This window comes from Pseudovibrio sp. SCP20 (genome assembly GCF_057774105.1).
The window spans coordinates 215,584-239,572 of sequence record NZ_JBYMDH010000002.1; the positions used below are offsets into that span (position 1 = coordinate 215,584).

The 23,989-nt window shown below is 54.9% G+C and carries 18 protein-coding genes; 3 read left to right on the forward strand and 15 right to left on the reverse strand.

Annotated elements, in window-relative coordinates; genetic code table 11:
* Positions 1-81 precede the first annotated feature (81 nt).
* The 5 genes from addA to AC3CB2_RS09525 form a co-directional block, all read right to left on the reverse strand.
* Positions 82-3,552, reverse strand: coding sequence for a double-strand break repair helicase AddA (gene addA / locus AC3CB2_RS09505; RefSeq protein WP_352932629.1), 3,471 nt, complete (start codon positions 3,550-3,552; stop codon positions 82-84).
* Complete coding sequence (gene addB / locus AC3CB2_RS09510) at positions 3,552-6,674, reverse strand: double-strand break repair protein AddB (protein ID WP_352932627.1); 3,123 nt, start codon at positions 6,672-6,674, stop codon at positions 3,552-3,554. The genes addA and addB overlap by 1 nt, the downstream gene beginning before the upstream one ends.
* Before the next feature lie 150 nt (positions 6,675-6,824).
* Positions 6,825-7,271: a GNAT family N-acetyltransferase gene (locus tag AC3CB2_RS09515; RefSeq protein WP_352932625.1), complete on the reverse strand. Its 447-nt coding sequence runs from the start codon at positions 7,269-7,271 to the stop codon at positions 6,825-6,827.
* A gap of 73 nt (positions 7,272-7,344) precedes the next feature.
* Positions 7,345-8,010, reverse strand: a complete 666-nt coding sequence (locus AC3CB2_RS09520; protein WP_352932623.1) for a hypothetical protein — start codon at positions 8,008-8,010, stop codon at positions 7,345-7,347.
* Between the two features lie 197 nt (positions 8,011-8,207).
* Positions 8,208-8,744 (reverse strand): winged helix-turn-helix transcriptional regulator, encoded by a 537-nt coding sequence (locus AC3CB2_RS09525; RefSeq protein ID WP_352932622.1) that lies wholly within the window; start codon positions 8,742-8,744, stop codon positions 8,208-8,210.
* A gap of 40 nt (positions 8,745-8,784) precedes the next feature.
* Between AC3CB2_RS09525 and AC3CB2_RS09530 the strand changes: the two genes are divergently transcribed.
* Entirely contained in the window at positions 8,785-9,162 is a 378-nt protein-coding gene (locus AC3CB2_RS09530; protein ID WP_193384385.1) for a VOC family protein, read from the forward strand.
* 212 nt (positions 9,163-9,374) lie between these two features.
* On the opposite strand, the gene AC3CB2_RS09535 is transcribed toward AC3CB2_RS09530, so the two are convergent.
* The 10 genes from AC3CB2_RS09535 to AC3CB2_RS09580 form a co-directional block, all read right to left on the reverse strand.
* Positions 9,375-10,109 carry a nucleotidyltransferase family protein gene (locus AC3CB2_RS09535; protein WP_051125868.1) on the reverse strand — a complete coding sequence of 245 codons (735 nt, stop codon included), beginning with the start codon at positions 10,107-10,109 and terminating at the stop codon, positions 9,375-9,377.
* Positions 10,110-10,140: 31 nt separating this feature from the next.
* Positions 10,141-11,652 (reverse strand): tRNA (adenosine(37)-N6)-threonylcarbamoyltransferase complex ATPase subunit type 1 TsaE, encoded by a 1,512-nt coding sequence (gene tsaE, locus AC3CB2_RS09540; RefSeq protein ID WP_352932619.1) that lies wholly within the window; start codon positions 11,650-11,652, stop codon positions 10,141-10,143.
* A gap of 250 nt (positions 11,653-11,902) precedes the next feature.
* Positions 11,903-14,419: a sensor histidine kinase gene (locus AC3CB2_RS09545; protein WP_208982221.1), complete on the reverse strand. Its 2,517-nt coding sequence runs from the start codon at positions 14,417-14,419 to the stop codon at positions 11,903-11,905.
* 317 nt (positions 14,420-14,736) lie between these two features.
* A complete protein-coding gene (gene ahcY, locus AC3CB2_RS09550) occupies positions 14,737-16,137 on the reverse strand; it encodes an adenosylhomocysteinase (protein ID WP_167369206.1) in 1,401 nt (466 codons plus the stop codon).
* Between the two features lie 177 nt (positions 16,138-16,314).
* Entirely contained in the window at positions 16,315-16,767 is a 453-nt protein-coding gene (locus tag AC3CB2_RS09555; protein WP_352932616.1) for an NUDIX hydrolase, read from the reverse strand.
* Positions 16,768-16,792: 25 nt separating this feature from the next.
* Positions 16,793-17,077 carry an HPr family phosphocarrier protein gene (locus tag AC3CB2_RS09560; RefSeq protein ID WP_014283527.1) on the reverse strand — a complete coding sequence of 95 codons (285 nt, stop codon included), beginning with the start codon at positions 17,075-17,077 and terminating at the stop codon, positions 16,793-16,795.
* A gap of 6 nt (positions 17,078-17,083) precedes the next feature.
* Positions 17,084-17,488, reverse strand: coding sequence for a PTS sugar transporter subunit IIA (locus AC3CB2_RS09565; protein WP_008548522.1), 405 nt, complete (start codon positions 17,486-17,488; stop codon positions 17,084-17,086).
* Between the two features lie 108 nt (positions 17,489-17,596).
* Entirely contained in the window at positions 17,597-18,091 is a 495-nt protein-coding gene (locus AC3CB2_RS09570; RefSeq protein ID WP_008548390.1) for an HPr kinase/phosphorylase, read from the reverse strand.
* Positions 18,088-19,917, reverse strand: coding sequence for a sensor histidine kinase (locus tag AC3CB2_RS09575; protein WP_008548424.1), 1,830 nt, complete (start codon positions 19,915-19,917; stop codon positions 18,088-18,090). Before AC3CB2_RS09575 ends, AC3CB2_RS09570 begins: the two co-directional genes overlap by 4 nt.
* Before the next feature lie 82 nt (positions 19,918-19,999).
* On the reverse strand, positions 20,000-20,698 hold the full coding sequence (locus AC3CB2_RS09580) for a response regulator transcription factor (RefSeq protein ID WP_037036395.1): 699 nt from the start codon (positions 20,696-20,698) through the stop codon (positions 20,000-20,002).
* A 424-nt stretch (positions 20,699-21,122) separates the two neighbouring features.
* Here AC3CB2_RS09580 and AC3CB2_RS09585 point away from each other — a divergent pair, with 424 nt between their 5' ends.
* Positions 21,123-22,733 carry a phosphoenolpyruvate carboxykinase gene (locus AC3CB2_RS09585; RefSeq protein ID WP_352932613.1) on the forward strand — a complete coding sequence of 537 codons (1,611 nt, stop codon included), beginning with the start codon at positions 21,123-21,125 and terminating at the stop codon, positions 22,731-22,733.
* 196 nt (positions 22,734-22,929) lie between these two features.
* A complete protein-coding gene (locus AC3CB2_RS09590; protein ID WP_352932611.1) occupies positions 22,930-23,988 on the forward strand; it encodes an XdhC family protein in 1,059 nt (352 codons plus the stop codon).
* The last annotated feature ends 1 nt before the right edge of the window (position 23,989 follow it).

Consider the following 23,989-nt stretch of genomic DNA (forward strand, 5'->3'; position numbering starts at 1 on the left):
CCCCCAACTGAGCAAACTCTGTTGCCCTGAAAGTAAGAACGCAAGTGCCGAGCGTCAAGCGAACGAATTCTCAACATTCGGCTAGAATTTAAAAGATTTCATCAGTTCCACTGGTATTTCTATCAACCGGGGACCTGACGTATAGAGGAGCAGTGCTCTTATTCTCTTATCCGGATAAAGCTCAGAAAGCAGTTTTCTGTAAACAGCCAGCTGCGCAACATAAGTTTCGGAGACGTCCTGCACGCTTCTTGGCACATAGGCATTTGTCTTGAAGTCGAGAATGATCACTTCTTCGTCATTGACCAGCAGTCGGTCAATCAGGCCGAAGATTTCGACTGGTTTACCATCCTCTCCGGTGAGCATGCCCTGAATAGGAACTTCGGCTCTGCCATTGGCGCTGAACAGCTCAGCGAACTCCGGCGTGCCCAGCGTGCCCAGCACATCATCCAGCAAGCGTTCCCGTTTATCCTCAAAGCGCTCTGGCAGAGAACTGGCGAGGAACCGTTCCGCAGAGACCAAGCGCTGGTCTTCCGGCAGGTCCGGCAGGAACTCGAGCAAGCGGTGGACGATGCGACCGCGGACCAGAGGCCAGTCTTCTGGCTGGCGCGCTGCTTCCAGAGCGTCTTTCGGGTCTTGCTGCTCGATGCTTTCCTTTGCTTCCATCTCCTCAAAAGCGGCAGATGGCTTCAGGCGGCGGATACGTTCCGGGGCGCTGACGTTTTTGGAAATCCAGTCGGGCATTGCTGCCTGTTGCTGACTTTCTGCTTTTTCGGACTGCAGCAGGACCGGTTCTGGCTTTTCGATGCCACCCTTGGTCCAGATCCATGCGGACACTTCACCATTGGCATCTGTTTGCTCGCGCGCTTCCTCAATCAGACCATTGCGGGTGAGTGTGTACCAGCATTCATCATGAGGACCGCGCTTTGGTGACCAACCGCAGACGACGAGGCGGTCTTTTGCGCGGGTAAGGGCCACATAGAGCAAGCGGCGGTATTCTTCTTTCTGCTCATCGGCCAGCAGCTCCAGCGCTTCCTCATGCCAGGCAGTGCGCTGTGCTTTGTTGGGCAGCCAGACGAGAGCGGGGGCAGCTTCCGTATCCCCTGCCCGCTGCTTTTCAACCATCACCGGCGCATGCAGGCTGGAGACGGGCGCATTACAGCCATCAGCGAGGATAACATAGGGCGCTTCCAGACCTTTGGAGCCGTGGACCGTCATGATGCGGACCATGCCTTTGGCGGCGTTCAGCTCTCGCTTGATCTCAGTTGGTGCTTCTGCGAGCCATGCAAGGAAGCCTTCCATGCCGGGCGTACCGCTCTTCTCATAGGTGAGCGTCAATGAAAGGAACTCATCAAGCACGTCATCTACTTCTGTGCCGAGGCGCTCGCGGAACTTCTGGCGGTAGCCGTCAGTGCCCATGATTTTGGCGTAGAATTCGAACGGCGGCACAAAGTCGGCGCGGTCTCGCCAGATTTCCAGCTGCTTGCGGACGATCTGCCACTTCTCACTGTTCTCTGATTTTCTCAGCAGCTCATGCCAGAGGGTGCCCGGCCTTGGAACACCCGGTGTTTCGTGGGCGATTTCGAAGAGGTCGTCATCCAGCAGGCCGAACAGTGGGCTTTTGAGAACGCAGGCAAGAGAAAGGTCATCTTCTGGCAGCAGGATAAAGCGGCCCAGCGCGACGAGGTCTTTGACGGCGATATGGTCGGTCAGGACAAGACGGTCAGAGCCAGCGGCAGGCACATCCAGGCGTTTGAGTTCACGGTTGAGTGCTTCCACAAACGGGCCACGCTTGCGGACGAGGACGAGAACATCTCCTGGCCCAGCGATATTGCGCTCATCCCAATCCTTAATCTGCTCCGCAATGCGGGTGGCGAGGCGCAGCATGGGATTGCCGGTGCCGATGGCATCGATTGGCTGGGTCCAGTCGTCCGGTTCCAGCGTTTCAACGGCTTCTTCCAGAGGCCAGATTTCGACGCGGCCCGGATCGTTGTGGCGGATGGCTTCGTGCACCGGAGCAACGTTGTCCTGTGACAGGCCTTTGTAGGTTTCCGGCGTGTCGAACACCTTATCAACCGCGCCCAGCACATCCGGTGTGGAGCGGAAGGAGAGGTTGAGCTCGATGCCCTCGAAGTTCTTCTGCGCCTCTTCAGCTCTGCGGGCGAAGAACTTGCGCATTTCGGCGAAATAGGCTGGGACGGCGCCCTGGAAGGAGTAGATTGACTGCTTCTCGTCACCCACCGCGAAGATGGTGCGGACTTTCTCTCGTGCGCCATCACCCGCGAAGAATTCTTCTGCCAGTGCGCGGATCACCTCCCACTGGCGGGGGCTGGTGTCCTGTGCTTCATCGACGAGGATATGGTCGAGGCCCTGATCCAGTTTGTACTGCACCCATTGAGCCGCTTCAGCACGGGACAGGAGCTGCGCAGATTTCACCACCAAGTCCTCAAAGTCGAGGTAGCCGCGACGGAGTTTTTCCGTCTCGTAGTAACGCAAAACCGCATCTGAGAGGGTGAGGATCGCTTTGGTGCCAGATACCGTTATGACGGCGTTCTGGTGTTGCAGAGCCTCCAGCACACGCATTTGCTCAGCAAACAAGCGCTCAACAACTTCCGGGAAGGCGGTTTGCACCTTCTTGGTGGCGAGGGATTTGCGAGGGCCGAGGGTACCCGTGAGGAAGATCTTCAGCCATGCAATACGCCAGGCTTCGTCGCTTTTCAGCGTGATTGCCTGATCCAGAGCGTTGGCGCGGTCCTGATCTGTCTTGGAGCCGACGCGTAAGGCTTCTGCAAACGCTTTAACTTCGTCGTCAGTGAGAGAACAATTCCGTCGCAACGCAGATGCAAAGCCAGATATATCATCATCCGGCATGACGGAGAAATCAGCGTATAGCGCGGAAATGGCGCTCTCCAGGTCCCCATAAGAAGCAACCCAGCGGTAGAACGCATCACGGCGGCTGATCAGCTCTGAGAGGGCTTTTTCGACGCCTGAATCCGGTAATAGCTCGATAAGCTGGGACAGGGCTGACCCGATATCTGACTCAGGCTCAATCTCAGCACGGTGCAGGATGCTGGCGCGGGCTTCGTTGAGCAGCTCTTCGGCCAAGCGGTCATCGAGCACAGAGAAGTGGCCTGCCACGTTGGCTTCCAGCGGGAACTGGTGGAGCAGCGCTTCACAGAAGGCGTGGATGGTCTGGATCTTCAAACCGCCCGGCGTTTCCAGTGCTTTTGCAAAGAGACGGCGGGCGTTTGCCAGTTGCTTGGGTGAAGTTGGGCGGCCTTCGATGTCCTCGATCTCAGCAGCCAGCTCAGCGTCACTCAGCTGTGTCCACTTGGCGAGGGAATCGAATACGCGGGTTGCCATCTCCGCTGCTGCTGCCTTGGTGAAGGTGAGGCAGAGGATGCGAGATGGGTCTGTGCCGGACAGCAACAAGCGGACAACACGGCGGGCGAGCACGAAGGTTTTGCCGGAGCCTGCATTTGCGCTCACCCAAGCTGAATTTTCTGGATGCGCGGCGCGTTGCTGGCTATCGAGGGTTTTTGCTGGGATATCCATTATGCGTCCTCCCCGTCTTCTCCGAGGGACCATTCCTGCACGCGGGCGAGGTGATCATAGGAAGCGGCCCATTCCCTTTCCTTCAGCACACGCGCTCTGGAGAGGTAGCCTTTGCGCGGGTTCTCATAGGCGGCGACGAGCTGTTCCAGACGTTTCCATGCTTCTTCGGAGAGCTCTTCTGCCGTACTTTCCTTTGGCACGCGGCTCTCCAGCTTCACAGCATCGCTGCCGCCTTTGAGCTGGATGTAGAGCATGTCGGAGATTGGCATGTCGTGGGGCAGATCCTCAAAGCCTTTGCGGCGGATCATGGCAACTTCCAGCGGCAGCTGCGGTGAGAGCAGCGCTTCCACCTGTTTGGCGGAAGGTGGCTGGCCGGTTTTGTAATCTACCACGCGCAGGGTGTTGTCTTTCATCTGGTCGATACGGTCGGCACGGCCTGTGAGGGTGAAGTTGCGCTCTGGGCGCGGCATTTCCACTTTGCCGTACTCTTCCAGAAAGCGGTCATATATTTTGGGCGCGACTTCGCCTTCATAAGCTACGAACTCTTCTGCGATGCGCTCAAAGCGCGGCCACCACAGGGCGCGGATAGCCGGGAACGCATCCAGTGGGCGGAAAAGGCGGCCTCCTTCGGTCAGCAGGGCGCGGACGGCTTTCTCATCAAACGGGCCATCCCAATCCTCAAGGAAGTTTGCCAATGCATCATGGATGATGTTGCCTTTGTCGGCAGCGCCGGGTTCCCCGCCGATGGGGTCCACTTCATCCAGTTTCAGCACATGTCTGGCGTAGATGAGATATGGGTCGCGGATCAGGTTTTCGATGGCTGTTACAGAGAGCTGCACCGGACGGGCTTCTACTGGTGGCTTTGGTTCAGGGCGTTTGGCTGGACGCACGGGTGTTTCGGAACGGTCCAGCACGTGGGCCATTTCCGTGTAGCGTTTACCCTTGGCGCGCATCTGCTGCTCAACGCTTTGGCCTGCCAGCGTGACGATGCGTTGGAGCCAACGGGAAGCCACAGTTGGGGAGCCATCGACACGCTCAGAGCGGGAAAGTACCACTTCTGGTGCACCCAGGTTCCAGAGGAAGTCGTGGGCGGAGGTGCCGATTTTGCGTTCTGGCGGATCAAGGCCGATCTGGCCTTTCATCGGGCGGTTGAGCCATGGATCATTACGGGTGCGCTGTGGCCATGTGCCTTCGTTCAGGCTGCCAAGGACGACGAGGTCGTAACGCTGCAAGCGGGCTTCCATTGGGCCGAGCAAATGGATGCGCGGATCAGCAGGTGTGCGGGAGCGGACGGCTCCGCCAGTGATCAACGCGCCGAATACGCCGGGCCATTCATTGGCAGGCACGCAGAGACCAGCGGCATCAGCCTCCAGCAGGGCTGTCAGAGTTTCGGCCAGTGCCTTACCGTTTTCACCACGGAACAGCTCTTCCGTCGAACCGTTTTCATCAGCCCCGAGCAGCAGGACTGCATCCACGTGGGTTTTGATCAGCTCTTCAACGGGGATCTCATTTGGATTTTGCAGCAAGGCTTCAAGTGGACCAAGCGCTTGCTCCAGACGGTCCAGCAGGGTGTTGATGGCGTCCCAGTCTTCCTCCACCAGCTTGCGCCAACGGGCAACAGGTCTGTCGGCTTTCTCCATAGCCTGACCGTGAGCGGCTTCCACCGCTTCACGCAGACCGCTCAGACCCGGTCTTGGATGTGGGCCACGCAGGACGCCGCGTTCCAGTGCACGGGCGGCTGAGCGCACTTCTTTGGCTTTCATGCCAAGGAAGGCAAGTGGGTGTTTGAGCAAAGCCAGCAGGTTGACCGGATCTAGCCCTTGCAAAGCCAGCTTTGCCGTGAGGATGGCAAGCACCATAGGAGGAGTTTGCTCCAATGGGCGACCAGCCGTGTCATCTACGATGATGCCCCAGCGGGTTAGCTCTGAAGCAACGCGACGGGCCAGTGTTCTGTCTGGCGAGATCAGTGCTGTGGTTTTGCCTGCTTCCACCGCTTCACGCAGCAGCAAGGCGATGGAGAGGGCTTCTTCCGCCTCGTTGCGCGCTGTGATCAGCTGCGTCCCTGCGAAAGCGGTTTCACGGTGTTCTGCCAGTTCTGAGGTGAAGAAGTTCTGCCATTCTTCAGTTGTTTCTGCGGGGCGGAGCGCTTCGTTGACGATCTCACAGCGCAGACGCAAGGCTTCGCTTTCCGGCGCACCAAGCTGGGTGACGTCTTCGCGTTTTACGCCCAGCGCCAGCAGCAACTGGCGGAGGCTGTATTGCGGATGCCCCGGCACACGTTGTGGCTCCGACGGGCTACCAAGTGCCTCCCAGCTTTCTGCATCCATGCCTCTGTCGAGCGCAGGCAGCACCAGTGCGCCGTTTTCAAGACTGAGCACGGCTTTCATCAGCTCGGCAGTGGCCGGGAAGGAACCGGTTGCCCCTGCTACGATCACCGGACCGCGTGGCGGGGTGGTACGCAGGCGGGCAGCTTCTGCTCGGATGAGAGCTGAGCGGCGCTCTTTTGGGTCCATCATGCCGATGGTTTTCAGGTGCTCGGGCCACAGGTCGGTGACGATCTTGAGGAACTCAAGGGTGATCTTCCAGTATTCGGCATGATCTTCCGGAACAAGGCTGCCCAGTTCTGCCCAGCTGGCTTCTTCTGTCTGCACCTCATCCATGAGTGTCAGCAGATTACCAGCAAGCCAAGCGGCATCCGCGGAGGACGCCGGAACGCGGGCTGGATCATCTTCTTTGAGCTGCAGGATTTGGCGGCGGAGCTGGCCCTTCCATGCCCAGACAAGACGGGTCATGGCCAGTTTGCGTTCCATGGTGGACATGGCAGGCGGCAGTGCCTCACCATCTCCGTGGCCTTTCAGGATATGCTCTTCCTCATCCACGTCGCCCAGCGGCAAGATTTTGGGCAGCAGCGCAGCTTTAGCACCCAACGCTTTGCGCAGGACATCCGGCAGGGTTCTGGCAGCACGGCGGGTGGGCACATAAATGGTGACATCGGCCAGCGCCATCGGATCATCATCCGCCTGAAAACCCGGGATCAACTGGCCTGAAAGCAACGCTTCCACAGTTGCCTGCAGAAATGGCGTAGATGGAGAAACGCTGAAAATATTTGGGGTGGCCGCCACCGGAGCCTCCTGAAAAGAACCGAATGCTCCTTTTTAATAGAGTTTTTCACGGAGCACACAGCAAAAAGCGTGGTGAGTTTTTATATCCCCGCGAGATTAGCGATGAACCTGACTGCTTTTGTTTTTGACGGTGCATCCGCTTGCATCATCTCAAAGCTGGTCTTCCTGAACCAGTGGCTCCAATGCTTTGCTCAGAACTGAGTTGCCTTCTTTTGTTTCGAGAAGTTCCCAGGAACAGCCGGTGTAAAGGGCTGCGTATTCTGTATAGACAAACAGCTTGGTTAGGTTCTTCAAAGCAGCTGCCCTTTCGGCTGCTCTTATCAGTTTTGAAGCAACGCCTTGCCCCCGGTGTTCTGGAGCAACCAGCAACGCGTTGATCCAGATAGAGTTCGTCGTGCTCTGAGGTTCTGGGGCTATTGTAAACGCCAGTCCACCGATGAGCTTCCCCTCCTCGCTTATTGCCAGTAAGGGGGCTGGAGTTTCAAGACCGTTCTGCCTGAGGTCAACCGGGTCCATCTCCCCCCATTCCTGAGCAAACCAATCGCACAGCGGAGCCAGAAAATGAGGTGCATCATCGGAACTCAAGATCAAGGTCATTTATGTCTACGATGAGGATCATGGTGCGTGGCGGACAGCAAAAAGCACGGTGTGATTTTATATCTCGCGAGTTTCATATTGTGACTGATTTCTTGTGCGCCCGATAAACTAGGAGGGCGTACCAAATCACGAAGATAGGTGTTGCCAGCAAAGACAGGGTGCTGATGACAACCATGATCATATAGGCAGTATCATTTGATGTTTCATCTCGCAGGCCACCCATGATCTCGAATACAGCGTGTTCCAGATTGAGTGCGACAAGCGCTGTCACGATCAATGTAAGAGGCAAAACTGTAGCCACAAAAACAGTTCGCCCACTAAGTTTTGCGCTCCTTTGCAAGAAGACAGCGAACAGCGCGACTCGCCAACCCGCAACAATGGCGAGAAACAACATGTTGGCGATTTGTGCATTTTTAAGCGACATAAAGCGCTCAACAGGAATGGCGTAAAAAGCGGCAGGAAGGGAGGTTAAACTAATGAAGAGAAGGATGTTTTTGTAACTAAAGTTCTTTGGCTTCAAAGGTTGAGTGATCGCCCACACCAGACCAGCTAAAACAAAGATATATAGAACAGAGCCAAAGCCTGCGTACTGCCACAGTTGCGCGGAAGGATGATCCCAATATCTTCCGATCCCAACCAGCCAGGTTACGAGCAGCCCCCATGCCAGATAGGCCGAGTAGTACTTGCCTAACGGTGGCTTGATGGGACGGAACAGAAGAAAATCAATCTGATCCTTCAATATTCTCCTGAAAACTGGCTGCATGCTTGTTCTCGTCAAAAACACATTCAACTAAATCGCTTGATTGCCCCTGTCTGAGAGGCTGTAATCTCATCATGTTGCAACGGGAGATCGGAGACAAGCAACCGAGTTGTTGCTTTTCATGCCCTTGCATTTTTGGGGATGCGAGTGGCATTCAAGCTAAAGCGGCCCTCCCCTCACACCCGCAAATCAATTGCGCGGTTGATTTGGATGCCCGTGTTGGCGGCGCAGTAGGTGGGGAATGGCACGCGTTGGGTTGTGTTGATGTCCCGCCTGATCCACTCCCTCTCTTCCAGCCTGACCAGCGATGCTGACAATGCACGGTCTGTGATCGTTGCCAGATCTGACCGGATTGATGAGAAACGTTGCGGTGTGGCTGTCAGGGCCAGAATTGGCACTGTCCAACTTTTGCGCAGCAGGGAGAACTCAGTGTCATCTGGGACAGCACTTACAATCCTGCTGGCAATTTCAGCGGCGCGAACACCTTTTGGCGTCAGACGAAATTCCGGGCGCAGCGGATGGCCGTGGCCGGGGTTTCGCTCCAGCAGACCGAGTTCCACAAGATGCTCAAGGCTTGCAGCGAACGATGTACGGCTCGCCCCTGACGCAGCCAGCAGCGGAGCCTGCCTGCCGGGAACACCAGCGTGCAAGTGAGCCAGAATATTTAGAGACCAAGCCCGAGATGTGAGCTTGACAAGCGCCTTAATGTCCATAAAGTATAGTTACTTTATTTTTTACTGAAAGGGAAGTTTCATGTCGCTTGTTTCTTTGGAAAATACGATCACATTGTCAATCTCTGTGCGTGACCGCCACGCGAGCGCGGAGTGGTACAGCTCCATGCTTGGTTTTGAGCTGAAGCACCACATTGATGAAGCTGGCTGGAGCGAAATGCATACCAAAACCCCAGGCGTGACACTGGGTCTTGGTGAGCAGACCGAGCCGAAGCCGGGCAACACTGTGCCAGTATTTGGCGTTGCTGATATTGAAAGCGCACGCGGAGCCATGGAAGGTGCTGGCGTTAAGTTCGATGGCCCTACTGAGACCATCGAAGGCATGGTCAGCATTGCGACCTTCTACGATCCAGACGGAAACGCAATGATGTTGGCGCAGGATCTGACAGTCTTTGCCTGATAACGAAGGATATTGCCCGTTTCACGGTGTCCTGTCGTTTTGAATGCATACGCTGTGGTTTGGATGACTGAGCCGCAGCGTTTCGCATGCCCGTATCGTGGACGCGTCGCATCCTCACAGCATGGCAGGCCATGCGGTGGTTTTAGCGCTTCAGTTTTGGGAAGTGAGCTGAGGCGGCCCGCGTGATGTGGCGGGCCAATCCTGTAATGAGGTTAGTTTGCGCTGTTTGCGATTGCGCGTTCAGCGTCGTCCAGGCCTTGAGGCGTTCCAACGTGCAACCAGAGGCCATCGCCTTCAACACCAAACAGGCGTCCACTCTCAATTGCCTTATCGAACAGCACGTTGAGGGAGAATGGGCCTTCCGGCGTGTTTTTGAAGAGGCGCGGATGGATCATGGCAGTGCCTGAGTAGATGAACGGCGCTACGGAGCGCTCATCGCGGCGTTCCAGCCTGCCTTCGTTGTCCATCAGGAAGTCGCCTTTGCCGTCATAGCCAACAGCATTCACTGTTGGAGCAAGCAGCATCAGCATATCCATGTTTTCGTCATCCCAGGTCTCTACCAGCAGGTCGAGATTTGGCTTAACGCCTTCCAGCCAGAAGCTGTCGGAGTTTTTGAGGATGAACGGATCGGTTCCGAGCATTGGCAGGGCTTTTTTGATGCCGCCGCCCGTGTCCAGAAGCTCATCGCGCTCGTCGGAGATCTTGACGTCCAGCCCTTCGAACTTGCGGGCATGGCTTTCAACCAGATCTGCCAGGTAGTGCACGTTGACAACGCATGTTTCGAGGCCAGCTTCCTTCAAACGGGATGCTGCGCGCGCAAACATCGACTTACCGTCCACCTCGATGAGGGGTTTTGGTGTGGTCGCCGTCAGGGGCCGCATGCGTTTGCCCAGCCCTGCGGACAAAACCATAGCCGCTTTAGGATGGAAGGAGATTTCTTTAGGCATCGAGTTGTCTCTGTCGTTTTGTTCTCTTGTATCAGCTGTCACTTTGCCTCGTCTCATTTGACGAGAGTATGACGTTGAACATTGGTTTGAGGCTTACTTCCCCTATTTGTGCAAAGCACTGCCGCACGTAATTGCGGATGCGAGGAAGCATCTCCATGTATTTAGGTTTTCCGAGCTGCTTATCAAGACGTACAAAAGCCCCGAGGATTTTGGCATTGCGCTGCAAGGCCAACACAGCAACAGCATTCCGAAACGCCATTTCATCAAAAATGGGTTTATTCTTTCTTGCCAAGTCGCAATATCGTTGCAGCAAATGCTCCTGAAGGCCCTCCGGCATATCAACGCGAGCGTCGTATACGAGAGAAGCAACGTCATAGGCAGCAGGGCCTACCATTGCATCTTGGTAGTCAATTAAACCTAGCTTATTGAGCCCGGTTTCCTCTGGCAACCACATGATATTCGGGCTGTGGTAATCCCGCAGAAGCAATGTTGGCTCGCCTTGGAGGACTGGCTCTAGCATCTCTTTCCACGCTTCCACGTAGTCTTTGCTTTCCTGCTCCGTTGCCGGTTTGCCGTTGGCGTAGGGCAGATACCATTGCAGATAGAGGTCTGCTTCGGTGATCAGCACCCCAAAGTCGCAGGGCTTGAGCTGATGGGTTTTGCCATCAGCGTGCAGTTCTGTCTTCCAATCGCAGCTGTGCAGGCGTGCGATGTCGTCGATGGCCAGCTCGTAGCGTTCTTTTACGGCTTCACCATTTTCGGTGATAATCTGGTCGCCAAAGTCTTCCAGCAGTGCCAGACCATTTTCCGGATCAGCTGCCAGACGCTTTGGGACGCGAAACCCTTGCTCGGCCAAGGCGTTGCCAATGGCGAAGAATGCGGTCACATCCTTGGCGCGGTGCACGGTTTCACCGTATGTCTTGCCGGAGGGCAGAAGCGGCTCTGGCCCAGTTGGCGGACTATCCATAAAGACGACTGTCTCACCCTCTTTGTGAAGGCGAAAATAGGTGCGCATGGAGGCATCGCCCTGTACATGCTCGCGCTCAGCATCGATCCAGCCTGCGTCTTTCAGCAGGGCACGGCGGGCGGCGAGGCGATCAAGGCGGTTCTGCCAGCTTTCTGAGTTGGCTGTGAGGGTGATTTCGCGGGTGTCCGGCTCAGTGCCTTCGATCAGCTTCAGGTCCAGCGCTTCTGGCCAGTAGGACGGATCTCCCATCTCAGGCCATTCAATCAACGCGACGCCGGTTTCCAGATATTCATCGAGGCCCAGCTCTTCCAGCTCTTCCGGCTCTTCAATGCGGTAGAGGTCAAAATGCGCAACAGGCATTCTGGTGAGGTCGTAGGTTTGGACCAGCGTGAAGGTTGGGCTTGGAACTTCCAGATGAGGATCAGCTGCCAGATGGCGCAGGAGCGCCCTGCTGAGCGTGGATTTGCCTGTGCCCAGATCTCCGGAAAGAGCGAGCACGTCTCCCTCTTTCAGCAGTTCAGCCAGATCCGCAGCAAAAAGCTCAGTCGCTCTCTGGTCTTCGAGAAGTACCTTCATTCAGTTCGCCTCACGAGCAGCTGCAGCAATCACATTCACGCAGGCTGCTCTCACCCTTTATCTTTACGCATGCACCTGAGTGAGCTTTAGCGCTGACCTCTCAAGATTACGTAGTCATCTGATAGAATGCACTGCGCCCTTCTGCAAAGGCGAGACGCATCCGGAATTCTTCAAGAGTAAGCACTTGCCAAAACCAGCAAGGGAACTCAAGCCCCAGAGGCCTTTATCTTCCTGAAAACTGAAGGATGAGTTATTCCGCCGCTTCCAGCGAATGGATGTGCGGCTCCAGCGGGAAGGTGCAATCCACTGTAGTGCCCTGCCCTTCCTCAGAGGTGATATCAACCGTACCACCGTGCAGTTCTACGAAGCTCTTCACGATGGAGAGGCCGAGGCCTACGCCCTGACGGTTTCCGCCAGCTCCGCGGCCCACAAAGCGGGAGAAGACCTGTTCCAGCATCTCCTGAGGGATGCCAGCACCGTGGTCTTTAATGCGGAAGCGGATTTCGTTCTCTTCACGCTGGCAGCTGATGTCGACCAGACCGCCTTTGTCGGAATACCGGATCGCATTGGAGAGCAGGTTGAAGAGGACCTGACGGAGACGACGCTCGTCCGCTTTGAGGATACCAATGTCATCCGGCATGTGCGTGCGTAGAGTGATGTCGGACTCGACCAGACGATCTTTCAGACCCTCAACCGCTTCAGACACGGTCTGCGCCACATCAACCTCGGAGATCTCCAGCTCCATGATGCCTGCGTCAACGGTCGCCAGATCAAGGATATCGTTGATGATGTGCAGCAGTGCGGAAGACGACGACAGGATGTAGTCGGTGTATTCTTCCTGCTTTGGAGATAGATCGCCGAACTTGGCATCACCCAGCAACTGCGCAAAGCCGATGATGGTGGTCAGAGGCGAGCGCAGCTCGTAGGACACGTGCTGAATGAACGCGTTCTTGAGCTGGTCGGCTTCCTGCAGCGCATCGTTGGTTGCATGCAGGGCGCGCTCTACGTTGACCGTATCAGTGACGTTCACGAAGGTGAGCAGCGTGCCACCATCCGGCAGCGGAACGGTGACGTAGTCGATGACCGATCCGTCGATGCGTTCCATCCGGCCCGAGACGCTGGTGCGATTGTCGGAAAGGCCTGTCACACCGCGCGCAAGCTCTTGCCAGCGATCGGAATCACCCATCAGTTCTCTGCAGTTATCCAGCAGGTCATTGACGTGCGGTGCACCTTCCAGGAACTCCTGAGAAAGTCCCCAGATCTCAGCAAAGGCTGGGTTGGAGAGGCGCATGCGTCCGTTGGAGCCGAACACGGCGACAGCTTCGGTCAGGTGGTCGAGCGTTTCACGCTGGACGCGGGTGAGCGCGTTGAAGCGGCTTTCCAGATCAAGCTGCTCGGTGACATTCTCGTAGAAGTACGTCACACCACCTTGCGGATGCGGGCTGGCGATCACGCGGAGGGTCCGTCCATCCGGTAGGTGCCACCAGAACGCCTGTGCATCCAAGGCCTGGTAACATTCCAGATGTTTGGTTCTCCAACCGCGATAGTCAGCCTGCTCTGGCAGTTTGCGAGCTGCGCGAAGGGCGTCGAGCAGCTCGCCTTCTTCCGGCTTGGTCTCCAGGAAACTCTGATCGATATCCCAGAGGGATCGATAGGCTGCGTTGTAGAACTGGAGACGATGATCAGCACCAAACACGGCCACAGGTGTTTGAAGCTGATCGAGCGTCCGCGTATGGGACTCGAGTGTGCGGCGAAGCTGGCCCTGTACGCGTTCAAGCTCGGAAATATCCTGAGCAAGGCCGGCATTGCCATGCTCAGAGTTTACGTCGGTCAACTCAAAGACGCGCCGCTCGCCCGCTGCCACAACTGGCATCGGTGAGTGATAGACACCATCAGTCTGGCGCATCATATTGAGTTTGTTGCGACCTTTTGCTTCCAACAGCTCGATCTGATCGTCTACCACTGTGCGAGTGCTTTCGGCCTCGACGGCATCCACATAAGCGGTGTTGACCCAGACAAGCTGGCCATGGTGATCGCGCTGCCATGCAGGCCCCGGCAGTGCGTCCAACAGGCTGTGAAGCGAGGAGATCTGTTCGCGCAGCTCTTTGTTCTGCTCAGAAAGACGCGCACTGAGCTGGCGATCTCCTGTGAGGTCACGCAGACGGAGGACTGCCAATCCACCAGCAGTGTGACCGGATGCTTCCAGATAAACCCCATCTATGGTTGTTAAGGTTAACCGGAAGACTTCGCCGTGGCCGCGCAAATGCTCGAGAAAAGCGCGCAGGGCCTCGGCAGATTTGACATCAAGCCAGGTTTCAAACTCAACCAGTTGCGAAAGACCGCCTGAGAGTTCCAGGTTTTCTGGCAGATGTCCGGCAACGCCGGGATGTTTGGCCTCACCATCCCAGACCAGCAGCAGGCTATCTTCGGTCTCCAGCAAGCTTTCAAGGCGATCGATGCGCGCCATTGCGTCGGCTCTGTCCTGGCGAAGTTGCAGAATGGACAATGAGTCATTTCTGCGAATGCGAACGAGCACAACGGAGGCAGCGACAGCGTACAAGGCGATACCGGCCGTTGCCGCGACCCAGACAACCTTGAAGGCGTCAACCGAACTACCTGAAAGAGCTGGCAGAATATCCATAGCCTGAGAAAAACCAGCGGCACCCAGAAGAGCAAACACAGCAACGCCCAGCAGGTTCAGCACGAGCCTAAACCTTCTCCGCCACTGCACGCTAACACGCGCGTGTTTATGCCAGGATGCTGGCATGTTGTGCCCCTTTCTTCGCCGCCTCAGATTCATGACACACGCCGCATTGGTGTCACGAATCGCGAACAAGTCGCTCAACTGCCTAACTTAACGACTGATTCGACAATCAATGTAACCTGATTGAATTTTCGGAAGAAGAGGATCTTTACAAAAAGTAAACAAATTCTGTGGGCGAAATAATCATCCACTACAATTTATAGTAAGCCCAGCAAGCGCACCCCCAATATATTGAAAGTGAGCTCACTGGACCTAGTAGAATTCATGGAGTTGTTAACGCTAAGTCCCTTAGCGTTAACAGCAAATGCGGACTGCCTGAATCAGTACTTGTAGTGCTCTGCCTTGAATGGGCCAGTTTTGTCGATGCCAAGGTAATTGGCCTGATCATCGGTCAGCTCAGACAGGGTTGCACCGAGTTTCTTAAGGTGCAGGCGAGCAACCTTCTCATCTAGATGCTTCGGCAGAACGTAAACTTCGTTCTTGTAGTCTTCGCCTTTGGTGTGCAGCTCGATCTGAGCCAGAACCTGGTTGGTGAAGCTGGCGGACATTACGAAGGATGGGTGACCAGTTGCGTTGCCCAGGTTTACCAGACGACCTTCGGAGAGAAGGATCAGGCGTTTGCCATCTGGATACTCGATCATGTCGACCTGAGGCTTCACATTGCGCCACTTGAAGTTACGCAGTGCAGCAACCTGGATCTCGTTGTCGAAGTGGCCGATGTTACAGACGATCGCCATGTCCTTCATGTCGCGCATGTGGTCAGCGGTGATGACGTCTTTGTTGCCGGTGGTGGTTACAAAGATGTCGCCTTCGCCAATGGCCTGCTCCATGGTTTTGACTTCAAAGCCATCCATTGCAGCCTGCAGAGCGCAGATTGGGTCGATCTCAGTCACGATCACGCGGGCACCCGCGCCAGATAGGGACTGAGCAGAGCCTTTACCAACGTCGCCGTAACCAGCGACAACAGCCACTTTACCTGCCATCATCACATCGGTACCGCGGCGGATGCCGTCTACCAGTGATTCACGGCAGCCATAGCGGTTGTCGAACTTGGACTTGGTGACGGAGTCGTTCACGTTGATTGCAGGGAATGGCAGGTCGCCCTTCTTCTGCATTTCGTAAAGACGCAGAACGCCTGTGGTGGTTTCTTCAGAAACACCACGGATGTTGGCTTTAACCTTGGAGTAGAAGCCTGGATCTTTTTCGAGGCGGCGCTTGATCGCAGCGAAGAGCGCGGTTTCTTCTTCGTTGGATGGGTTGTCGAGAACGGATGGGTCTTTCTCAGCTTTCGCACCGAGAAGAATCATCAGTGTTGCGTCACCGCCATCATCGAGGATGAGGTTTGCGGTTTCACCGTTGCCCCAGTCGAAGATCTTATCGGCATAAGACCAGTATTCGTCGAGGGTTTCGCCTTTTTCAGCGAAGACAGGAATACCAGCAGCCGCGATTGCAGCAGCGGCCTGATCCTGCGTGGAGAAGATGTTACAAGACGCCCAGCGGACTTCTGCACCCAGTGCAACGAGGGTTTCAATCAGAACCGCTGTCTGAATGGTCATGTGCAGGGAGCCAGCGATGCGTGCGCCTTTGAGAGGCTTGCTTGCACCAAACTCCTCGCGGCAAGCCATCAGGCCCGGCATCTCGGTTTCGGCAATTTCAATTTCAGTACGACCCCACTCTGCAAGTGAGATGTCTTTGACGTAGTAATCTTTAGACGCAGTCATTAAATCTTCCTGAATGCCCGGGCCCATAGTCCCCTCCCGCATGGTTGATGAGCGCTCGCAAAATGAGCGATCACTGCACGCAGTTATACATCACAGAGGAAGTAGAAAGCAATAAAGATATAAAGGTTTCTTTATATCCGACTAAAATACAAGCATTCTGCAGATGGGTAGATCGGCTCAGACCTTCTCTGGAAGATAAGGCTCTAGAATTTCAAGGATATTTTCAGGAAATACAGTCAGAGAGGTGGTTTCCAGCTCTTCGCGTGTCCACCAGCGATGGTTTCTCATCACCTGTGTTTCCAACTCAGTATGATTGGAATAGTCGATTTTCGAGTGAGGTACGGTGACGAGGAAGAAGTGCTCTTCAGCATCGACAGTTTCGCCAGAGGGCGTCTGGAAGATGGCTCTTCCGATGTGAATCTTCTCACCGACAGGCTCGGTGATTCCGGTTTCTTCCAGAAGTTCACGACGGGCGGCTTCTTCAAAGCTCTCGCCCGGTTCAATGCCACCGCCAACGGTGGCCCAGTAGTCCTGCCCTTTGAGAGGACCTTTATCGAACTTGAAATTGAAGAGCAGAATTCGGTTTTGAGGATCAACTACCAACAGACGTGCGGCTGGACGTTTTTTCATCAGACCCTCGAAACGCTCGAATTGCTTAGTCTCTCTCGCCGAAGCCGTCTTCTACCAGATGCGTGATCGCGGAGAGGGCTTCTTCTTTCTGATTGCCGGTGACGACAACGTGGATGGAGCATCCCGGGCTGGCTGCAAGCATCATCAGGCCCATGATGGAGGTTCCACCTACTGTCTGTCCGTCTTTGGAGACTTTAACATCGGCATCAAAAGTCTCAACCAGCTTGACCAGCTTGGCTGAGGCGCGCGCGTGCAAACCACGGGTGTTCACGATGGTCAGGTCGCGAGCTAGCACTGTGCATTCATCCATATTTTCTTAGCCTTGCCCGGACAGAACCTGCGAAGCTACGGAGATGTACTTCTGTCCTGCGCTGCGGGCTTCTTCTACCGCTTCGGCAAGCGATTTCTCGTTGCGAACGCTTGCCAGTTTTATGAGCATCGGCAGGTTTACACCAGCTACGACCTCTACGCTACCACCATCCATTACAGAGATAGCGAGATTAGAAGGTGTACCGCCAAACATGTCGGTAAGAAGGACGACGCCAGAGCCATCGTTGACAGCCTCTACTGAACGCAGGATATCCTGACGACGTTGTTCCATATCGTCATCGGGGCCGATGCAGATGGTTGCTACCCGGTCCTGTGGACCTACAACATGCTCAAGAGCCGATTTGAACTCTTCTGCCAACCGACCATGGGTGACAAGAACTAGACCAATCATATATTTCCCGCGAACTAACAGAGTGTCTACTCTATGGTTATTCCAATCCTACTTTGTTGAAGGACACGCTGCAGTGCAAGAAAAATCAGCATGCTCATACACAGAGGGCTAATAGTTGTGCACTGGATTAGTAAAAATAAGTGCATTTGCGAGCCGAAGAGCCGCTAAATGATCTTCCTTTGGTACTTGCTGTCGAATTAATTTGACTGAGCAAAGTTCACAGGTTAGCGCCTGCTCCTCCGGCAACCTGTCGATTTCCTCTCGGGCTTCCAGATCCAAAACCATATGGATTACTGCCGTATCAAGATATGGAACTTCGACAATACCAAAGCCTCGTAGCTCGGCCTTTCCCTTAATTGAATTTGGGCAAGAGCCTATTAAGCGGCCATTTTTCTCAGCAATGTAGACGCGATCATCCGCAACCAGGGCTGCAAAGCTGCCTTTCAAGTGGGCACGCTGTATCAGTTCCAGCGCCAAAGCGGACTTGCCGGTCGCTGACGGGCCACGGATCAGAATGCCTTTCGTGCCAACCACCAGACAGGTGGCGTGTATCGCCTGACCTTCTGCTGCTTGTACACTTTGCTTCTGATCCAGTGTGGTCATGAGGTTGTTTTCGCCCTCAGCTTGATTACGAAGCGGGCGCCTAGAACTTTCTGCTCCTGCCCAGCTTCCTCAGAGGTTCGGTTCATCACCGAGATCTCACCTCTGTGAGCTTCGATGATCTGGCGGCAAATTGAAAGCCCCAGACCGGAATTATTGCCGAAGCCTTCGTTTTCAGGCCTATCCGTATAGAAGCGCTCAAACACGCGTTCGCGGAGCTCTTCCTTGATGCCTGGGCCGCAATCCTCAACCCAGATGATGATCTGGTTGCTCTTGCGCTTGGCCGTGATCGTGACCGGCGTACCTTCTGGTGCGAAGGAACGGGCGTTGTCGATCAGGTTATTGATGACCTGGCCGAGGCGCTGATCATTGCCGTGGATCTGGAACTTGTTCTCTGGCTTGGCAGGATCAAACTTCAGGTCCACATGGGCAACTTCATCACATGCGCGTTCGTTGGCGATAGAGACAACGGCATTCAGCAAGGTTGCGATGTCGACATCATGAGATTCTGCACGGGACATCTCGGCATCGATACGAGAGGCCTCGGAGATATCGGTGATGAGGCGGTCCAGTCGCTTTACGTCATGCTGAATGACGTCCAGCAAGCGTTCACGGGATTGTTCTGTTTTCGCCAGAGGCAGTGTTTCAACTGCACTTCGAAGCGAGGTGAGCGGGTTCTTCAGCTCATGGGCAACGTCTGCAGCAAAGCTCTCAATGGCGTCCATGCGGCCGTACAGAGCTTTGGTCATGTTTCGCAGTGCACGCGCCAGATGGCCGATTTCGTCGTAGCGATCTTCGAATTCCGGGATCTCTTCACGCGTGTTGATGGCGGACTGTACCTTCTGCGCGGCTTCTGACAGGCGCCGGACCGGGCCAGCAATGGTACCTGCAAGCAGAACGGAGAGGATCATCACCACAACGGCAGCGACGATAAAGATCTTCAAGATCGCGTTGCGCTCTGCGGCGACGATGTCGTCAATGTCTCCGCCCTGCGTCGACAGGAGGAGCGCGCCCAGAACACCGCGGAAGCGCTGAATTGGCACAGCAACGGCGACAACCATCTCACCTTTGGCACCAACGCGCACCACGGAAGCCGGTGAGCCAGCCAAGGCTGCCTCGACTTCAGGGTACTCGCGGCCTTCGGTGCGGCCTACTTCTTTATAAGGCGGGTATTCGCCACGACGGATCCAGAGCTTCAACTCCTCCCACATCTTCTGGAAGAAGGGGTCGGTGCTTTCATCCGGTGGTGGCAGGTCGAAGCGGAAAATCTGATTTTGGGCGTGGAGCTGGCGTGAATCCAGCATCAACATGCCCTCAGGATCATAGATCCGTGCTCGTGTTTTTGTGGGTGAAATCAACCGCCTGAGGATTGGCCCTACGATCTCAGGATTGATTGGAAAGTCGAGGCTTCCGAGCGTCGAGCGGGCACTGGTTGATTCTCCGGCTTCCAGACGCAGCAGCTGCTCCGGATCGACCATGAGGGAATCACCGTCACTTGTCGTTGAAGCCGCAATGGCGCCTGCAATGATCTCACCCTGAACCAACAGTGACTGAACGCGTGCATCAATCAGTCCGGCCTGAAACTGGTTCAGATATAGAATAGAGATCACCATCGCCAGAAGACCGACGAGGTTAAGCACCAGAATACGGCGGGTCAAAGAAGAAAAGACATAGGTGCCTGCAAGCGAGATCCAGCGCGTGAAGACGCGTTGGCGCACTTGCCTGCGTCCCAACCATCGGAACGCACCTGTGTGTTGCGGATCAAGAGTTTCAGAAGCTTCTGCAGCTTCGATGTCTTCCCGCTCTTGTTCTTCTTTTTTGTCCGACATTCGCTCTTATCGAGTTCTCAGGAACGCTTGCTCTTGAGCTTTTTCCAACTCTGAGACAGCCCAACCAACGGGCCGCGTGCGATTAGTTTTCGCGGAAGCGATAACCTACACCGTAGAGTGTTTCGATCATATCAAAGTCATCATCAACCACTTTGAACTTCTTGCGAAGACGCTTGATATGGCTGTCGATGGTGCGATCGTCAACATAGACCTGATCATCATAGGCCGCATCCATGAGGGCATTACGGCTTTTCACAACGCCCGGACGCTGAGCAAGAGCAAAGAGAATCAGGAACTCGGTCACAGTCAGAGTGACTGGCTTGGCAAGCCATGTGCAGGTGTGACGCTCTTTATCCATCACCAGATTGCCACGCTCCAGCAGCTTAGAGGTTTCTGTGGCGGCACTTGCAGCATCGCGCGGCGCGGCGCGGCGCAGAACTGCTTTTACGCGCTCAACCAGCAAACGCTGAGAGAATGGCTTACGGATAAAGTCGTCTGCGCCCATCTTCAGGCCAAACAGCTCATCGATCTCATCATCTTTGGATGTGAGGAAGATTACTGGCAGATCAGACATCTGACGGAAACGGCGCAGCAGCTCCATACCGTCCATGCGAGGCATTTTGATATCAAAAATGGCAAGGTCCGGTGGATCAGCCTGGAGCCCTTCCAGTGCTACTGTTCCATCCGTATAGGTTTGGACCCGATATCCTTCGGCTTCCAACGCAATCGAGACGGATGTCAAAATGTTACGGTCATCATCGACCAGAGCAATCGTTGGCATATCAGAGACCTTATTCCTCTCTTGCACGCTTCGCTACATTGTTTGGATTTGAGATTAACTTGCGCGATCCCTAATCCTGAAATGCGGCAAAACCCTGTTATAGCAAGGTATTTGGAAAATTTCCTTATTTAGCGCCACTTTTGACAAAGTTTCGCCTGCCAAGTGCCACGTGTTCTTCATGAAGTGTATCGTTAAACGCTTAAAAGTGAAAACCAAGTTTGCCGCGAGTTTATTTTTATAAGCAAAATAAATCTATGCCAGCAAAAGGTCTTATTTCAATCGGTTTAATAGAAAAACGCAGGATTTCTGGTCTTGCTTTTCTAAGTATGACTGCCCCATCCAAGGGGCGTTATCGCTAAATTCACTGGCGCGATGCCATTGAATGACGCAAGGTAAATTGTGAGCCGATTAAGGACTACTGAACATGAAAGAGTTCGGACTACGGAATTCCGCGTTTGGGTGTGACACCTTCGGACTGAAGGGCCTCAAGAGTGTGTATTGGAACCTGACCGAAGCTGAACTTTATGAGCATGCTATCAGGAATGGTGAAGCACAGATCGCCGCGGGCGGCGCACTTTGTGCAGAAACAGGTACTCACACAGGACGTTCTCCTAAAGACAAGTTTGTTGTTCGCGACGCCAAGACCGAAGATACGATCTGGTGGGACAACAGCGGTGCAATGAGCACCGAGCACTTCGACGTGCTTTTGAACGACATGCTGGCCCATGCTGAAGGCATGGAGCTGTATGTTCAGGACCTTTATGGAGGCGCTGACCCTGCGCATCAGCTGAACGTTCGCGTTTATAACGAGCTGGCTTGGCACAACCACTTTATCCGCAACATGCTTCTTCGCCCGTCCCGCGAAGACCTGAAGAGCTTTGAAGCAGAGATGACCATCATCGATCTGCCAAGCTTCAAGGCTGATCCAGAGCGCCATGGTTGCCGGAGTGAAACGGTTATTGCCTGTGATCTGACCAACAAGATCGTTCTGATCGCCGGCACTGCTTATGCTGGCGAAATGAAGAAGTCCGTCTTCTCCATGCTGAACTACATGTTGCCAGAGGATAGTGTGATGCCGATGCATTGCTCCGCGAACGTTGGCGATAACGATGATGCAGCTGTCTTCTTCGGCCTTTCCGGCACCGGTAAGACCACGCTTTCCGCTGATCCGTCCCGCACGCTGATCGGTGATGATGAGCATGGCTGGGGTCCGGATGGCATCTTCAACTTTGAAGGTGGCTGCTACGCGAAGACCATTCGTCTTTCAGCAGAAGCTGAACCAGAGATTTTTGCGACCACGCAGCGCTTCGGCACCATTCTTGAGAATGTTGTACTGGATGAAGCTCGAGTTCCTGACTTTGATGATGGCTCCAAGACTGAAAACACACGCTGCTCTTACCCAATTCACTTCATTCCAAATGCGAGTGAGACTGGCCGTGCAGCACATCCGAAAAACATCATCATGCTGACTGCTGATGCGTTTGGTGTTCTGCCTCCAATTGCAAAGCTTTCCGGTGCGCAGGCAATGTACCACTTCCTTTCCGGTTACACCGCGAAGGTTGCTGGCACAGAGCGTGGTGTGACTGAGCCGCAGGCGACATTCTCCACCTGCTTTGGTGCGCCGTTCATGCCGCGTCATCCATCAGAATATGGCGCTCTGCTGAAGGATCTGATCCGTGAGCACGATGTTGACTGCTGGCTTGTAAACACCGGCTGGACCGGCGGTGCGTATGGTGTTGGTCACCGTATGCCAATCAAAGAGACCCGTGCACTGCTTCGCGCTGCATTGGACGGCTCTTTGAACGCTGCCCAGTTCCGTAAGGACGAAAACTTCGGCTTTATGGTTCCTGTTGCAGTCCCAGGCGTTGATACCAGCATTCTTGATCCGCGGAGCACCTGGAGCAATCCATCCGAGTATGACGTTCAGGCTGCGAAGCTGGTCGACATGTTCGCTGCGAACTTCCAGATCTTCCAGGATCACGTTGATGATCTGGTTCTGAATGCAGGTCCAATCACAAAGATTGCTGCTGAGTAATCGGCATCAATCCCCCGAAGGAGCGCTGGAGCGAAAGTTCCGGCGCTTTTTTTGTTTTAATGAACATTGTTCTGTTGTTGCATCCCCTTGAAGAAGCAGGCTAGGCTCCTCACTCTATTAAGGCGTAATCTTCAGGGAAATCAGTTTTCCCTTTTCCGGAATGCGTTGAGAGACCCTAATTATTCGCGAGCCTGCCATGTCTGTTGCTACCCTGCCTCAAGAACTAGCCCAAAACCTCGATGTCCTTGGCGTTGCTGAACGCTGGCAGGATGAAGGTCGCCAGTTGGTTCTCGCCACGGTTATTGAAACCTGGGGCTCTGCACCGCGTCCGGTGGGCAGCCATCTCATTATTGACGGCAACGGTGAGTTTGAGGGCTCTGTTTCAGGCGGCTGTGTGGAAGGTGCTGTGGTGGCTGAAGCCATGGAAGTGCTGGAAGACGGCAAAGCGCGCAAGATTGAGTTTGGCGTTGCTGACGAGACGGCATGGCGCGTTGGGCTTTCCTGCGGTGGTAAGATCGGCGTTTATCTTCAGCCGCTGACCTCTGAAGCTGATCATGGTCATATCCGCCTGCTGAACGCCTCCAAAGCGCAGCGCCAGCCTGTTGCACTGCTGACCAATCTGGAAACCGGATTGTCTTCTGTGATGCTCTACGGAGATGATGCGGAGGATTCTGCGCTGGCGGATGCTTTTGAAAGTTGTGTTCGCAGTGGCAAGTCCGGTCAGGTTCAGTCGGCAGCCGGTGACGAGTACTTCCTGAGCATACAGGTGCCGGCGACGCGTATTGTGGTTGTCGGTGCTGTTCATATTACACAGGCGCTGGTTCCGATTGCACAGACTGCCGGATTTGACATCACCATTGTTGACCCACGCACCGCCTTCGCCTCGGAAGAGCGGTTCCCGCACGTGCCGTTGCTGGCTGAGTGGCCGGAAGAGGTGATGGATCAGTTGAAGCTGGATCCTTTCACAGCGGTTGCTGCTGTCACCCATGATCCGAAGATTGATGATTTGCCGCTGATGGAAGCGCTCAAAGCTGGCTGCTTCTATGTGGGTGCTCTTGGGAGCCGGAAGACCCATGCAAAGCGGTGTGAGCGTTTTCTGGCGGCGGGCCTGAGTGAGGATGACCTTGCCCGCATCAAGGCGCCGATTGGGCTTGATATTGGGGCGGCGAACCCTGCCGAGATTGCAGTCGCTGTGCTGGCAGAGATTATCGTGACCCTGCGCGGCACCAAAGCAGAGCAGAAGAAGGCGGGCTGAC

Excerpts from the sequence above, each read along its gene's own strand:
- AC3CB2_RS09525 (WP_352932622.1), bottom strand. The coding sequence starts at position 8,744 with ATGGACATTAAGGCGCTTGTCAAGCTCACATCTCGGGCTTGGTCTCTA.
- AC3CB2_RS09555 (WP_352932616.1), bottom strand. The coding sequence starts at position 16,767 with ATGAAAAAACGTCCAGCCGCACGTCTGTTGGTAGTTGATCCTCAAAAC.
- AC3CB2_RS09560 (WP_014283527.1), bottom strand. The coding sequence starts at position 17,077 with ATGGATGAATGCACAGTGCTAGCTCGCGACCTGACCATCGTGAACACC.
- AC3CB2_RS09515 (WP_352932625.1), bottom strand. The coding sequence starts at position 7,271 with ATGACCTTGATCTTGAGTTCCGATGATGCACCTCATTTTCTGGCTCCG.
- AC3CB2_RS09585 (WP_352932613.1), top strand. The coding sequence starts at position 21,123 with ATGAAAGAGTTCGGACTACGGAATTCCGCGTTTGGGTGTGACACCTTC.
- AC3CB2_RS09530 (WP_193384385.1), top strand. The coding sequence starts at position 8,785 with ATGTCGCTTGTTTCTTTGGAAAATACGATCACATTGTCAATCTCTGTG.
- AC3CB2_RS09545 (WP_208982221.1), bottom strand. The coding sequence starts at position 14,419 with ATGCCAGCATCCTGGCATAAACACGCGCGTGTTAGCGTGCAGTGGCGG.
- AC3CB2_RS09590 (WP_352932611.1), top strand. The coding sequence starts at position 22,930 with ATGTCTGTTGCTACCCTGCCTCAAGAACTAGCCCAAAACCTCGATGTC.
- AC3CB2_RS09570 (WP_008548390.1), bottom strand. The coding sequence starts at position 18,091 with ATGACCACACTGGATCAGAAGCAAAGTGTACAAGCAGCAGAAGGTCAG.
- addA (WP_352932629.1), bottom strand. The coding sequence starts at position 3,552 with ATGGATATCCCAGCAAAAACCCTCGATAGCCAGCAACGCGCCGCGCAT.
- AC3CB2_RS09580 (WP_037036395.1), bottom strand. The coding sequence starts at position 20,698 with ATGCCAACGATTGCTCTGGTCGATGATGACCGTAACATTTTGACATCC.
- tsaE (WP_352932619.1), bottom strand. The coding sequence starts at position 11,652 with ATGAAGGTACTTCTCGAAGACCAGAGAGCGACTGAGCTTTTTGCTGCG.
- AC3CB2_RS09575 (WP_008548424.1), bottom strand. The coding sequence starts at position 19,917 with ATGTCGGACAAAAAAGAAGAACAAGAGCGGGAAGACATCGAAGCTGCA.
- AC3CB2_RS09535 (WP_051125868.1), bottom strand. The coding sequence starts at position 10,109 with ATGCCTAAAGAAATCTCCTTCCATCCTAAAGCGGCTATGGTTTTGTCC.
- AC3CB2_RS09565 (WP_008548522.1), bottom strand. The coding sequence starts at position 17,488 with ATGATTGGTCTAGTTCTTGTCACCCATGGTCGGTTGGCAGAAGAGTTC.
- ahcY (WP_167369206.1), bottom strand. The coding sequence starts at position 16,137 with ATGACTGCGTCTAAAGATTACTACGTCAAAGACATCTCACTTGCAGAG.